11 protein-coding genes are annotated in these 13,934 nt (G+C 39.8%); 8 read left to right on the forward strand and 3 right to left on the reverse strand.

The window, feature by feature from the left end:
• The first annotated feature begins 1 nt into the window (after position 1).
• The 4 genes from ABJH98_RS19070 (at position 2) to ABJH98_RS19085 (ending at position 4,825) form a co-directional block, all read left to right on the forward strand.
• Positions 2-1,417 carry a glutamate synthase subunit beta gene (locus ABJH98_RS19070; RefSeq protein ID WP_348309376.1) on the forward strand — a complete coding sequence of 472 codons (1,416 nt, stop codon included), beginning with the start codon at positions 2-4 and terminating at the stop codon, positions 1,415-1,417.
• A gap of 158 nt (positions 1,418-1,575) precedes the next feature.
• Entirely contained in the window at positions 1,576-2,064 is a 489-nt protein-coding gene (locus ABJH98_RS19075; protein WP_348309377.1) for a MepB family protein, read from the forward strand.
• A 31-nt stretch (positions 2,065-2,095) separates the two neighbouring features.
• The gene (locus tag ABJH98_RS19080) at positions 2,096-3,616 is read left to right on the forward strand and encodes a hypothetical protein (RefSeq protein ID WP_348309378.1); all 1,521 of its coding nucleotides are present in this window, start codon (positions 2,096-2,098) and stop codon (positions 3,614-3,616) included.
• A 114-nt stretch (positions 3,617-3,730) separates the two neighbouring features.
• Positions 3,731-4,825: an alpha/beta hydrolase-fold protein gene (locus tag ABJH98_RS19085; protein ID WP_348309379.1), complete on the forward strand. Its 1,095-nt coding sequence runs from the start codon at positions 3,731-3,733 to the stop codon at positions 4,823-4,825.
• A 53-nt stretch (positions 4,826-4,878) separates the two neighbouring features.
• Here the strand turns inward: ABJH98_RS19085 and ABJH98_RS19090 are convergent, their stop codons facing one another.
• Positions 4,879-6,018 (reverse strand): PLP-dependent aspartate aminotransferase family protein, encoded by a 1,140-nt coding sequence (locus tag ABJH98_RS19090; protein WP_348309380.1) that lies wholly within the window; start codon positions 6,016-6,018, stop codon positions 4,879-4,881.
• 154 nt (positions 6,019-6,172) lie between these two features.
• On the opposite strand from ABJH98_RS19090, the gene ABJH98_RS19095 reads away from it, so the two are divergent.
• Positions 6,173-6,844, forward strand: a complete 672-nt coding sequence (locus tag ABJH98_RS19095; protein WP_348309381.1) for a VTT domain-containing protein — start codon at positions 6,173-6,175, stop codon at positions 6,842-6,844.
• On the opposite strand, the gene ABJH98_RS19100 is transcribed toward ABJH98_RS19095, so the two are convergent.
• Together ABJH98_RS19100 and ABJH98_RS19105 are read right to left on the reverse strand one after the other, a co-directional pair.
• Positions 6,834-8,438, reverse strand: a complete 1,605-nt coding sequence (locus tag ABJH98_RS19100) for a mechanosensitive ion channel family protein (RefSeq protein ID WP_348309382.1) — start codon at positions 8,436-8,438, stop codon at positions 6,834-6,836. The genes ABJH98_RS19095 and ABJH98_RS19100 overlap by 11 nt on opposite strands.
• Positions 8,439-8,463: 25 nt before the next feature.
• Positions 8,464-9,375 (reverse strand): prolyl oligopeptidase family serine peptidase, encoded by a 912-nt coding sequence (locus tag ABJH98_RS19105; protein WP_348309383.1) that lies wholly within the window; start codon positions 9,373-9,375, stop codon positions 8,464-8,466.
• 369 nt (positions 9,376-9,744) lie between these two features.
• Between ABJH98_RS19105 and ABJH98_RS19110 the strand changes: the two genes are divergently transcribed.
• The 3 genes from ABJH98_RS19110 to ABJH98_RS19120 all read left to right on the forward strand — a co-directional run bounded on the left by ABJH98_RS19110 (position 9,745) and on the right by ABJH98_RS19120 (position 13,864).
• Positions 9,745-11,184, forward strand: a complete 1,440-nt coding sequence (locus ABJH98_RS19110; protein WP_348309384.1) for a BatD family protein — start codon at positions 9,745-9,747, stop codon at positions 11,182-11,184.
• 147 nt (positions 11,185-11,331) lie between these two features.
• A complete protein-coding gene (gene aroC / locus ABJH98_RS19115) occupies positions 11,332-12,414 on the forward strand; it encodes a chorismate synthase (protein ID WP_348309385.1) in 1,083 nt (360 codons plus the stop codon).
• Positions 12,415-12,454: 40 nt separating this feature from the next.
• Positions 12,455-13,864 (forward strand): dicarboxylate/amino acid:cation symporter, encoded by a 1,410-nt coding sequence (locus ABJH98_RS19120; protein WP_348309386.1) that lies wholly within the window; start codon positions 12,455-12,457, stop codon positions 13,862-13,864.
• Positions 13,865-13,934: the final 70 nt, after the last annotated feature.

A 13,934-nucleotide genomic window follows, 5' to 3' on the forward strand; every position in this document is an offset into this window, starting at 1 on the left:
TATGGGACAGGTAGATGGATTTTTGACTTATAAAAGACACACCCTCGACTATGAGGAAGTGGACAAAAGAACGAAACATTACAAAGAATTTGTAAAGCCTGTTTCGCCAAAAGAAACCAACGAGCAAGCCGCTCGATGTATGGACTGTGGGATTCCGTTTTGTCACAGTGGGTGTCCACTGGGCAATAAAATTCCTGACTTCAATGATGCAGTATATCGCAATGAATTCAAAGAAGCCTGGAGCATTCTCAAAAGCACCAACAACTTCCCTGAGTTTACTGGCAGAATCTGTCCGGCACCATGTGAAGGTTCATGTGTATTGGGATTGAATAACGACCCAGTGAGTATCGAACATATCGAAAAGACCATTGCCGAAGAAGCATTTGCTCAGGGCTGGGAAACTTCTCATTCCGTCAATATAAAGTCAGGCAAAACAGCTGCCGTCATTGGTTCCGGGCCTGCTGGATTAGCAGCTGCGGATCAACTTTGCAAGCAAGGGCATGAGGTGACGGTTTTTGAAAGAGATACACAACCTGGTGGATTGTTGAGGTTTGGAATTCCTGATTTCAAATTGGAAAAAACCGTGGTTGAAAGACGGGTGAATCTAATGAAAGAATCAGGCGTCAAATTCGAATGTGGCGTAGAGATTGGCAAAGACATTTCTGCCAAAGAGATAGAATCAAAGTTTGACGCTATCGCCATCTGTACAGGTAGTACAGTGGCCAGAGACCTTCCTATTCCAGGTAGAGAATTGAATGGGATTCATTTAGCCATGAGATTCTTAAAAAACTCAAATAAAGTGGTGTCCGGTGAAGATGCAGAAATAGTATCTGAAATGAATGCCAAAGGCAAGAATGTCATCGTAATTGGCGGTGGCGATACGGGGTCTGACTGCGTGGGTACATCCATTCGTCAGGGCGCAGAAAGTGTGACTCAGATAGAATTGCTGGATAAGCCGTCAGAGGATAGAACCGAATCAAATCCATGGCCCGAATGGCCAATGGTCTTGAGAACTTCTACTTCACAAAAGGAAGGCTGCGAAAGAAACTGGTCTGTATTAACTAAAGAATTTATCGGCAACGATAAGGGCGAAGTAACAGGCCTTAGAGTCGTAGATGTAGAGTGGACGGACAAAGCTGCTTTCAAATTCAAGGAGATCGAAGGTACCGAGCGCGTATTGCCATGTGAGAGAGCTTACCTGGCTATCGGGTTTATGCACCCTCAGAAAGAAGGTTTGCTCGAAGAATTAGGCATCGAAACAAACCAGCGTGGCAACATTCAGGATGAAATGTATCGCACCAATAAAGAAAATGTATTTGCAGCCGGCGATTGCCGTAGAGGTCAATCCCTTGTGGTTTGGGCTATCAGCGAAGGCCGTAAAGCAGCTTACTCAGTCAACAAGTTCTTAACCAAATAAAAATGATAAATCTAGATAGAATGCTAAGTAGTTTTCTCATATAGAAGTTGGTAGGGGCTTCAACCTAGTCGGAAGTCATTTGTTGGATTAAAACCCCGGTACTAGTTGGTTTAAGTATCGGGGTTTTTTAGTTTATGATATAAACATTTGATTTGCTGATGGATCAAATTTTAGTCGAAATTAATTCTTGTTTATTCGAGTCAAATGGCCTCTTTATCACCAATTATAATACAGAGTCTGAGGGCAAGGCATACGGTGCCTGTCGATTTGAAATTAATGGGCTTAAAATCATCAGTCGAAATGCGAAGATGACTCCCAAAAAAATGGGGCAGTTTGTGACTGTTTGGAAAAGGTCACCACAAGGCATTACCCAACCCTTTGATGAAAATGACGTATTCGACTTATTGGTCATCAATATCAAGAAGAGTCAACAATTAGGACAATTCGTTTTCCCAAAAAGTGTCTTAATTGAAAAAGGCATTATTACCACATCAAAAAAAGAAGGTAAAAGAGGATTCAGAATTTATCCTCCCTGGGAAATCCCAACGAGTAAACAAGCCCTCAATTCTCAAAACTGGCAATCGGATTTCTTTTGGCAAGCTGATGATTCCAAAAAAGATATGAAGCGGCTTTTTAATCGAATTTGAATGCTTTATTTTTAAAAGACTGTTACAATAAATGAAAGCTAACCTATTTCTCTTTCTTCTTCTGGCGTTTACTGCATTGAGCACTAAGGCCTCATCGGATCTCACAGATCGTGAAGAAATTATAAATTCATTTCTATTCTTAGCTCAAGATGAAAACAACCAATATTCCCTAGATTTTTACGATTCAATCCAATCGAACACTAAACTGCCTGAAATCATACTTTTCTGCCATATAGCAAAGTCACTCAGGTTAATCATAAGTGACATTCCTCGCGCTACGAAAGAGTTAATTCAAGCCAAAACTATTTATGCAGCATCTGAAGATCTTGATCATTACGAAGCCTATATAGATATGGCAGAAGGGAAATTATATACCTCACTTGGTGATTACGAAAAATCATACAAGCTACTGTCCAAAGTTGTGAATGAGTTTGATGCAAATAATCAAATAACCATGAAAGTCATTGCTCAATACTACATGATTAATCTCTTTGTTCAGCAAGGTCAAATTGATCTTGCCCATCAATTATTATCTACCCTTTTTCGAAAGCTGTCTCCAAAACTTTTCACTACCAAGGAGCAATATGAAAAATTTGAAATGGTCTTGTGGAATCAAAAAGCCACCTTACTAACTACCATATCTAATATTCAAAAGGACAGTTTGGAATCTGCTAAACAGGTATTGATGTACGTGATTGAAATGGCCAAGGAAAGAGGTGACGAACAGGTTTATTTTAACTCAACTGGAAATTTATCATACATCTATTATTTAAATCATGAATATGAGAAAATGATCCCTTTGGCATTAAAAGATTTATCGTATTCTATTTCAAAAAATAGCGTGGAAAGCATAGGAGGACTGCATACTGTCTTGGCCGATTCTTATTTTCAACTGGGACAAATTGATAGTGCGTCGTTTCATCTAAAAAAAGCTGAAGATTATTCAAAACACCTAAGGAACAAATACTTCCATGAAATATTCGTGGACGTAGCCCACAGATACTATAAAGCTTCTGGCGATGTGGAGTCAGCTTTTGAGGCTTTGAATCGCCAATATGATGCAATCAATGAAATATACAAGTCCATAACTCAGATCAATTTTGATCTATCTAAAGCTGAAAATGATCTTTCTCAAGCTGAAGAAAGAATTGAATATCTTAATCTAAAAAACAGACAAAATATCGTAATCAACTGGTTGCTCGGGCTACTTGCATTGTGTATCGGTCTGCTTGCTTTCAATTTCTATAGGTTACAGCATGCCCAGAAGCGATTTAGAAATAAACTCGAACATATCAACCAGACTCTTGAAAGTGAAATCGAAAGAAGAACTAAGGAAGTGGTAGAGCAAAGTGACAAAATAAAAGCCGCGGCCTATCACAATTCACATCGAACTCGTGCCCCTGTGGCTCGTTTGCTTGGATTAGTAGATATTCTCAATACAGAAATTCCGTCTGAAAGGGAAGAAATAGCGGAATACATTAGACAATCGGCAAGAGAAATAGACGAAGTCATTATTGATATGAATGAGGTGCTTTCCAACAGGTCTGAATAGAACGTAGTTTAGGTTTTCGGGCTGGTGTAAATTACAGTTTGTCGGCACATCATTGCGTGACCTCTGTCCAGTAAGTAGATTAGAAATAATTTCTAATCTACAGATCATATTTTGATGAAGCTTTTTACTCTCCTTATTTTATCGCTTGGCTACCTCCTACCTTCTCATGCACAAAAATCGCGTATCATTCATTCTAATTTACTAAATGAAGATCGATTGATTACCATTCAGTTGCCTGATGATTATTCAACCAATGAAGACAGCTATGGCGTATTATATGTACTTGACGGCGAATACGCCTTTGATTTTGCTGCAGGAACAGTGAGCTTTTTATCTAATACTTTCGGGCATATGCCTCCACTAATCGTTGTTGGAATACCGAATATAGATCGCCTACGGGATGTAAATGTCAGGCCAAATAATCAAAACAACTATGCTAAGTTTCTAAAATTTATCGAATCTGAATTGATGTCTTTTGTCAATGAAAATTATCGTACCAATGGGTTTGATATACTTTATGGCTGGTCATCTGCTGCTGACGTCAACTTCCAATTTCTAGCAAAAAATCCAAATTTATTTGACGCCCATATCCAGTCAGGTACTGGTATCGGTCCCAAAAATGCGGCATTTCTTTCGGAAGAATTACCCAAGCATAACTATAAAAATAACTACTTATATGTGGGAACCGAAGGTTCCGACCCAAGAGCTATAGGTCATAAAAAGTATCAAAATCTTGTAGTAAAAATAGCACCTAGAAACTTGAAATATAAATTCGAATTGATGGATTCTTCTTCACATGTAGACGTTCTAGGCGAAGCCATTTACGAGGGTCTCAAATTTATTTTTAATGACTTTTACATTCCTGATTCAGTGGTTCTTCAAGGGGTGACTCAAATCAAGAACTATTACAAATCCCTTGATCAAAACTATAATTTTCAGGTTAAAATTCCCGTTGGGGCATTTAGTGAGTCGGCTGGTATCTTGTTTCAAAGTCGACCTCAAGAAGCCATAAACCTTCTAAAATATGGCCTGTCTATACACCCAACTTCTGCTGATTTGCATGGAAGCCTTGGTGAGGTTTATGAGTACTTAGATCAAAAAGAAAATGCAACTATTTACTATCAACTCGCTTACGAAAAATCTGACTCCAACCTTGCTGCGGCCATGAAATATAAATATCTCTCCCAAAAGTTCAAGGCTGAGAAATAAAAAAAGCCTGATAATTAATTAACTATCAGGCTTTCGGTATTTCTTTAATTTTTTTAAGCCAGCGCCTTCTCTAAGTCTGCAATCAAGTCTTCCACATCCTCAATACCCACACTCAATCGGATAAGAGAATCTTTCAATCCGGCTTTGATTCGCTCTTCTCTTGGGATGGCCGCATGAGTCATACTCGCAGGGTGTCCGCATAAAGACTCAACGCCTCCCAAAGATTCTGCTAAAGCAAAAAGCTTTAAGTTTTCCATCACTTTGATCGCATCGTCTATTTTATCATTTTTCAACACAAATGATATCATGCCGCCAAAATCTTTCATTTGCTTTTTAGCAATATCATGATTTTTATGCTCTTCAAAGCCTGGCCAATATACCTCGCCTACTTTAGGGTGAGATTTAAGGAAGTGTGCAATGCGCCTTCCATTTTCACAGTGGCGTTGCATTCTCACATGCAAGGTTTTAATCCCTCTTAGCGCTAAAAAACAATCTTGAGGACCAGTAACTGCACCACTAGAATTTTGAATAAAAGCTAGTTTTTCTTTCAGGACGTCATGATTTGTCATCAGACAACCCATCACTACATCCGAATGACCAGATAGGTATTTGGTCACTGAATGTAAAACCACATCGGCACCTAGGTCCAATGGATTTTGTAGATAGGGTGTTGCAAATGTATTGTCCACACAAAACATCGCTCCAAATTTTTTACAAACGCCAGAAAGCCCTTTGATGTCAATAATATTCATCATTGGATTCGAAGGGGTTTCTGCCCAGACCATTTTGATTTTATTCGAAAAGTGCTCTGATATTCTTGTCAAATCTCGCATGTCGATGAATTTGAACTTGATACCAAAGTCTTGATAAATTTTAGTGAAAATTCTATAAGTACCACCATACAAGTCATTTGACGCTAATACTTCATCGCCAGGCTTCAACAACTTTAATATGGCATCTGTAGCCGCAAGACCTGAAGCAAAACACAATCCGTGATTCGCATTTTCCAATGCTGCCAAATTATTCTGAAGTGCGTCTCTTGTCGGATTTTGAGTTCTCGAATATTCATATCCTTTGTGCTGTCCTGGAGACGGCTGCACATAGGTAGAAGTCTGATAGATAGGGGTCATAATTGCCCCTGTGGTTGGATCCGGCTCTACACCAGCATGAATGGCCTTGGTACCAAATTTCATAATTTCTTATTTTTAATGCGGTGATGCCTTCACTCAGACTACTTATCTTCGGTAAGCACCACTTTAATTTAAATAATTCTCCTGTGATTTTGAGCGACAAATGTAATCAATATCGCATATTCGCCATGTTTTTTCGTCTAGACTATTTTCATACTTGAATAACCACAAATATTCTTCCTTTTTCAACAAACCAATTGGCGTTTTTATGCTCATGATCTGGATGACCATAATTCCTTGGGTCTCCACATTGGCAATTTCTTATCTGGCACTTGTAGAAGAGGAGTGGATTAGAACGTTCACTATCTCTTATTGGTTTGGGTTCTTTACGGTTAGTGTTTTTAGTATGGGATTGGCTTTAACTCCCACCACCTTTATTTCGTTACTATCTGGTTATTTTTTAGGAATACAGGCGGTTGTTCCTGTTGTGATTAGCTATCAATTGGCTTCCCTCGTTGGATTTAGTTTAGCACAAAAATTGGACTCCAATACTAAAAGCTGGGTTCAAACTAAATTTCCAAAATCAACCACAATATTTGAAAATGTAGGGGAAAAGCAATGGCTAACTACATTTCTTGCTAGAATTTCGCCGGCATTACCTTTCGGATTGATGAATGTGGTTTTGGCCATATCTGGAGTTCGTTTCAGATCTTTTTTTTGGGGAGGGCTCATAGGTATGTTGCCTCGCACTATTTTCTTTATCTGGCTGGGGTCGCAAGCATCATATCTTATGGAAGCATTAGAAACCCAAGATCATGTAATATGGCTTATTGTTTTAAGCATAATAGGCATCATTGGGCTTTACAAATTGCTCAAGCCTAAGCCTTAAAATATTCATCCAATTTACCATCCAACGCCTTTTGGTCATTGATGTAATTTGGATCGAAAAAATCATGGCCAGGCATATTTTCTACATGAAGCGTTTGTGTAGGGTAGGCAAATTCTACACCTAAGTATTCTGCTAGTTTCAATATTTCTAATAAGATTTCTTGCCTGAATTTCAACTCATCTGTCCAAGTAGGAGCCTCAAAAAAGATATAAAACAAAATATCTAAAGAGTGTGCCCCTAAATCATTGAAATGAATTTCGTATTTGTCATTGTTGGTTTTGGGGTGATCTTTTACAATTTTATTGAGTCCTTTTACAAACGTCTCAATTAGTTTAGGCGGCGTGTCATATTTGATCTGAATGATGGTTCTAAACCTTCTCATTCTTCTCAGCCCATTGTTGTCGATCGTGCTGTCAGCCAATTGACCATTCGGAACGGATACTACTGAGTTTCTAAAGGTTCGGATTCTCGTAGACCGAAATCCCACTTCTTCCACCATACCATCTATATCGCCAGACACTATCCAATCCCCAATTTGGAAAGGCTTGTCAACGAAAATCATTAACGAACCAAAGAAATTCTTAATCGTATCTTGTGCTGCCAAAGCAAACGCCAAACCGCCTATGGATAAGCCGGTCAATAGCGGTAAAATAGGAACATCCAGACTGTCCAATATGACTAACCCGCCTATGACTACTATGCCAATCCTTAATACTTTTCTAATGATTGGAACCAGCTGGTCATCCAATGTACTCTCCGTACTATTGACTAATCTGGTTAAATATACGTCTACCACGCTAGTCATTTGATAGAGTGCAATCATGCCGTAAAGGGGGATCAACCCTTTTAATGCCAAAACCACATAATAACCAACCAGACGAGGTAATTCTAAACTAGGATATAGCGCACCAACAAAAAAGAAAACCATGAGCATGCCAGCAGGTCTTGCCACTGGTAAGATGTATCTGCTGCCAATATTTCTCTGGCCCACTTTGTCAAGAAGACGGATAAAAATCCGCTCGAAAATGACCATAAAGATGTGTCTGATCAAAAAACACAGACCAAATAGGATAACTATACCTAGCCATTGCCAAAGCTTTATTCCTAAGAAATGAGCGTTGAGACCTGTCTTTTCAAATTCTAATCCAATGAAATTTTTAGGGTCAAACTTAAAGAGTTCTTCATGCACCTTGTCTATAGACTCCATCACCTCAGGTTGAATTTGCCAACGCCCTCTTCGTTTTTGCAAATAAATTTCTGGATAACGGCTATTAATTACATATCTATTTTCATTATTTAATGAATCAAAATAATCAGTTTGGGTTGGCACTTGATTGAAAAAAATCAAAATACCTGCTCCTTCAAACACTTGTTCTAATCTTTTGACATAATCTACCTTTTGGTCAATGGTCAATCTTGGATTATTGAATATAATAGAAGCTGCTTCAGGATTGTAGCTATCTTCAGCTACATTGGAAACGAATGTTTGTAACGTCAGATAGGGCGTTTCAAGCCTACTAGTAATGGTATCTTTCGGATTTCCTAGCGCAGAAAACGAGCATAAAACCAAAAGGAAAATGAATAAATTTTTCATAACATTAAATTTTCACCCGACAAAGTTATTTGTGCTGAGCTAAAAACCAATTATAAAGGTCTTCTCCTGCATATACCCGTTTCCAGGTGTCGTGCGCCATATCAGCTTCAATGGTAAACCTCACTTGATGTCCTAGTCGCTCTAACTCATTAAGTCCAGGATAAAAATACTTCAGTTCTACAGCCAGATCCCTTCCTCCTGCAACACACCAAATAGGTATTTTGTTTTCCGCTAGAGAGGGCATAAGATCTTGATGACCCCAACCTACCACCGGACTTATAGCTGCAAACAATTCTGGGTATTTACTACCCATATACCATGTTCCAAAGCCGCCATAGCTCAGCCCCGTTAGATATATTCTTGATTGGTCTGTTTGGTAATTGGTAGTGACATAATTTAACATATGGAGCAAGTCCTGCTCTACTTGTTCCCATCCCATAGGAGGGCCCAAAGCTTCAAATGGATAACTATCTACCGAGAGACTTCCTTCCATTTGTTCATCAGAACTCCATTTAGCTTCACGCTCGGGCACACCATTTTCGAGCCTTTTAGGAAGTTGATCCAATGTCCTTTCGGCTATGTACTTCGCATGCTTGTCCCTGCCAAACATATGGAGCTGAGGCGCAATAATGATAAAAGGCAAGTCTCGTTTCTGAATCCATGCTTCGTACAAAGGACCATGGACCATAACAAAGTCAAGCTCAGACTTGCCGTTGCCCCTTTCTCCATTGCCATGCAAAAAAAACAATACAGGCCACTCCTTGTCAGGATCATCTTCGTAGCCTTTTGGTAAATAGAGCAAGTATTCTCGATCAGAATGATCAACCAAACTACTATATGGTATTCTATTTAGTTGCGCATCCGATTGAGCCAAGGTGGATGTGACACAAATAATACTGGCCAAAAAAATGACCATATTAAGCTTTTGTGAAAACATTTGAAGAGATATTTTGAAATCGAAGAAAGTATAAAAAAGAAAAGCTCCGAGTTTCGGAGCTTAATGTTAATTCAATTTAAAATGTTTATTCAAAATACTGAGGTACAAATGACCGAATTTGTCGTAGCACCATTTTCTTAGAGCTTCAAGCTCCTTTCCTACTAGCGTGATTGCTTTTGCTAGTTCTTTGTCAAACAAATTTTTGTCAAAACTAACTTTTGACAGAATTGTTTTAGAATATTCCAGCATGGATTAAGTGGTTTGTTAAAATTTATTAAATAAACCTGATGACACGTTTGCCATCCACCAAATTGCACCTGAAAATAAGAAATATCATTTAGATTAGCAATTTTATTCTTCTAAACGGTCATGCGGAAAGTAGGGTTTTTATTCACGATTATTTTATTGTTAACTGGTGTTAAAGTTCTTGGACAGCAGGTGAGCATTGATTTGGGACCAGACCAAATCGCCAGTAATCAGGCCTTTACCATTACATTGACTATTCAAAACGCAAGACTTGAAAACTATTCGCCTTTTCCTGAAATACCAGGATTTGTAAAAAGAGGTACTTCCTCCTCCTCATCTACCAATTTTATCAATGGTCGTAGAAGCTCTTCACAAAGCATCATTCAAAATTATGTAGCTACTGCCGAAGGAGAATTTACCTTGCAGTCATTTTCCATGGAAGTGAATGGAAAGAATTATAATGTACAAGGGAAAAAAATTAAAGTGGGACCTCCCGCACAGCGCCGACAACGAAATGACCCGTTTGGATCTGATCCATTTCAGGATTTATTTGGGAGGCAAAATGCACCTCAAGAATTTGTTGATGTGAAAGCAGACGCCTTCCTAGCTCTGACTACAGATAAATCTTCGGTATATCCAGGCGAAGGTTTTACTTTGACGCTCGCTTTTTATGTTGCCAGCAACAATCGAGCAGATATGAGATTCTATGAACTCAGTAAACAGATTCCTGATATCATGAAAAAGATCAAACCTGCCAATTGCTGGGAGGAGAATTTTAATATCGACAATATCACAGGAGAACCTGTAGAAATCAATGGCCAGAGCTATACGCAATTCAAAATCTTTCAAGCTGCCTATTATCCGCTCAACAATGAAACAATCAATTTCCCTAAAGTTGGGCTCGACCTAATCAAATATAAAGTAGCCAAAAACCCTACTTTTTTTGGACGCAACAAGCAGGAGGAAATTGTTACTTTCAAGACAAAACCTAAAACTGTTACCATCAAAGAATTACCACCGCACCCATTAAAAGAAAGTGTGACCGTAGGTAATTACCGATTAAAAGAAAAGATTTCAAGTCAGTCACTTCGAACAGGAGAAAGTTTCAACTATTCATTCGACATTACAGGTGAAGGAAATATCTCAGCTATAGGAGAACCTAGACTAAAAGAAGACGACAATTTCGACATTTACTCTCCTAACATTAGACAAGACATCAGTCGTGGACATGGAAAAGTGAGAGGAACAAAATCCTTTAGTTATTATGGCATTCCCAATGAGCCCGGCGAATATGCGCTAGGAGATTATCTAGAATTCATTTATTTCAATACAAAATCTGAAACTTATGACACCTTAAAGTCAGATCTGATCTTGAATGTAACAGGAGAGAGCAAAAAAAATGAATACATACTGTCCAATGACATGGGTTCATTCTATGATGCGATGGATATAGAGAGCAATCAACTCAGGGCACTAGATTCAAAAGATCGCATGCGCAGCATGGCCAACATTGCAATATTTGTACTCATTGGCCTGATCGCTATGGTAATGTTCAAAAAATAGGACTTCCTGTTAATAAAACAACAAGCCTCAAAGTATTTTCATTTAATTTTGAATTCCGCTAAGGCTGGTCTTTTGACCAACCGCATAATTTTAGGTTCGTTGGTGACAACACCAACAAAGGCGAGGAACAAGAATACAAAAAGTTATATGAGTAATTCATTCGGGTCATTATTCAAGATCACTACATTTGGAGAATCGCATGGCAAAGCCATAGGTGTAACTATCGATGGCTGCCCAGCTGGTATTGAAGTTGATGAGGCTTTTATTCAGTCAGAACTGGAAAGAAGAAAACCAGGCCAATCTAAGATTACTACTCAAAGAAAGGAACCAGACAGTTTCGAAATATTGTCTGGTGTCTTCGAAGGCAAAACCACAGGTACGCCACTTGCCATGGTCATCCACAACACAGACCAAAAAAGCAAAGACTACGCCCATATTGCGAAATCTTATAGACCTTCTCACGCTGATTTTACTTATCAGGAAAAATATGGCATTCGCGATTACAGAGGGGGTGGTAGAAGTTCTGCTCGAGAAACCGCCGCTCGAGTGGCAGCAGGTGCCTTAGCCAAATTAGCACTGCGTCAATTGGGCATTGAAGTATTCGCTTATGTCTCTCAAGTGGGCGACTTAAAAACAGAAAAAACTTATCTGGAATTAGACCTATCTAAAACGGAGAACAACATCGTTCGCTGTCCGGACGAATCCATCGCGGAAAAAATGATCTCATTTATTGACGGCGTTCGCAAAAATGGAGACACGGTAGGCGGTGTGGTCACGGGTGTGATCAAAGGCGCTCCGGTTGGTCTGGGAGAACCTGTATTCGACAAATTACACGCCCGATTGGGGTCAGCCATGTTAGGCATCAATGCGGTAAAAGGTTTTGAATATGGAAGCGGCTTTGAAGGAGCCAAAATGAAAGGCTCTGATCACAACGACATCATCGAAAAAGACGGCGACAAGGTAAAAACCAGAACTAATTTATCTGGCGGCATTCAAGGTGGTATCTCCAATGGCGAAGACATTTACTTCAATGTAGCCTTCAAACCGGTAGCCACTATTATGCGAGATCAAGACTCTGTGGATCAGGATGGAAATGAAATTACTGTTTCTGGAAAAGGACGTCACGATCCGTGTGTAGTGCCAAGAGCCGTACCTATTGTAGAGGCGATGTCAGCTTTGACCATTCTTGATTTTTATCTGTTGAACAAGTCCACACTTCTAAAAGGTTAGTATCTTGGCGAATTAATTAGAACAGCAATTAATTCGTAAAATGAAAAACTTACCCCTACACATCAAAATAGTAATTGGTCTGGTCTTAGGTGTGATCTGGGCCTTTGTGTCTAGTGCCTTAGGTTGGAATGATTTTACCATTACTTGGATAGACCCATTTGGTATTATTTTCATTCGATTACTCAAGTTTATTGCTGTACCATTGGTGCTTTTTTCCATTATAAGTGGTGTTTCTGGGTTGAGCGATGTGTCGAAATTGGGTCGATTAGGTGGCAAAACATTGGGCGCTTATATGGTGACTACAGTGGCTGCGGTAGGTATAGGCTTGCTATTAGTGAACCTGGTCAAACCGGGGAATTTTGTAGAAGAGGATCAACGAGTGAAAAACAGAATAGCCTTTGAACTCTGGTTGCAAGATCAGAACATGGGCGTCCCTCACGATGGGCAATCATACCTAAATGACCCAGCCTATCAACATCTAATCACGGACGCGCAAAAGGCCAATCAACTATCCGAGGAAGATCAGAAGAAAGTCGCTGAACGTATGGAGTCAGCCCAAAAACAAAAAGAAGGCAGCCCACTCATGTTCATTGTTGAAATGGTGCCAGAAAACGTGATTTTCTCCATCTCCAACAATGGATTGATGTTGCAGGTGATCTTTTTCTCCATCTTCTTTGGGATCACGCTCGTGATGGTGCCGGATGACAAAAAGAAGCCTGTGGTTGACTTTATCCATAGCATGAATGAAGTATTTCTTAAAATGGTACATATGGTAATGGGTGCTGCTCCATTTTTTGTATTTGCGTTACTGGCGGGAGTGATTGCTAAGATGGCAGATACCCCTGCAGAAGTATTTGAAATTTTCCTTGGACTAGGTTCTTACTCGCTGACTTTAGTAGCTGGCTTATTTTTTTTGGTATTCGTGTTCTATCCTTTGATCATGAAAGTTTTTGTGCCTAAACTGAGCTACAAGGAGTTCTTTAAAAATATCAGCCCGGCGCAATTTCTGGCCTTTTCTACCAGTTCTAGTGCGGCCACGCTACCAGTCACTATGGAGTGCGTAGAAGACAACATGGGTGTGTCCAACAATATCGCCAGCTTTGTGCTGCCTGTAGGCGCCACCGTCAACATGGACGGCACCAGCTTATACCAAGCAGTAGCTGTAGTCTTCCTGGCTCAGCTACACATGGTAGACCTTACCGTAGCTCAGCAGCTGACCATCGTACTGACAGCGACTCTAGCTTCTATCGGAGCGGCGGCCACACCTAGTGCCGGCTTAGTGATGATGATTATCGTGCTTCAGTCCGTAGGCCTGAACCCAGCTTGGGTCGCCATCATCTTCCCTGTAGATCGCATCCTCGACATGTGCCGTACAGTAGTAAATGTGACTGGTGATGCTACCGTTTCTACTTTAATCGCGAAAAGCGAAGGGGAGTTGAGTAAGTATTGATTCCTCTCTGAAACCACCAGTTAAATATATCGCATCCCGATCGAGCACGTCTGTTACGCAATGCAAACGC

This window comes from Reichenbachiella sp., assembly GCF_039969095.1.
Classification (GTDB): domain Bacteria; phylum Bacteroidota; class Bacteroidia; order Cytophagales; family Cyclobacteriaceae; genus Reichenbachiella.

Coding starts and splice junctions, on each gene's coding strand:
- ABJH98_RS19080 (WP_348309378.1), top strand. CDS start 2,096: ATGAAAGCTAACCTATTTCTCTTTCTTCTTCTGGCGTTTACTGCATTG.
- ABJH98_RS19120 (WP_348309386.1), top strand. CDS start 12,455: ATGAAAAACTTACCCCTACACATCAAAATAGTAATTGGTCTGGTCTTA.
- ABJH98_RS19070 (WP_348309376.1), top strand. CDS start 2: ATGGGACAGGTAGATGGATTTTTGACTTATAAAAGACACACCCTCGAC.
- ABJH98_RS19075 (WP_348309377.1), top strand. CDS start 1,576: ATGGATCAAATTTTAGTCGAAATTAATTCTTGTTTATTCGAGTCAAAT.
- ABJH98_RS19110 (WP_348309384.1), top strand. CDS start 9,745: ATGCGGAAAGTAGGGTTTTTATTCACGATTATTTTATTGTTAACTGGT.
- ABJH98_RS19090 (WP_348309380.1), bottom strand. CDS start 6,018: ATGAAATTTGGTACCAAGGCCATTCATGCTGGTGTAGAGCCGGATCCA.
- ABJH98_RS19100 (WP_348309382.1), bottom strand. CDS start 8,438: ATGAAAAATTTATTCATTTTCCTTTTGGTTTTATGCTCGTTTTCTGCG.
- ABJH98_RS19105 (WP_348309383.1), bottom strand. CDS start 9,375: ATGTTTTCACAAAAGCTTAATATGGTCATTTTTTTGGCCAGTATTATT.
- ABJH98_RS19085 (WP_348309379.1), top strand. CDS start 3,731: ATGAAGCTTTTTACTCTCCTTATTTTATCGCTTGGCTACCTCCTACCT.
- aroC (WP_348309385.1), top strand. CDS start 11,332: ATGAGTAATTCATTCGGGTCATTATTCAAGATCACTACATTTGGAGAA.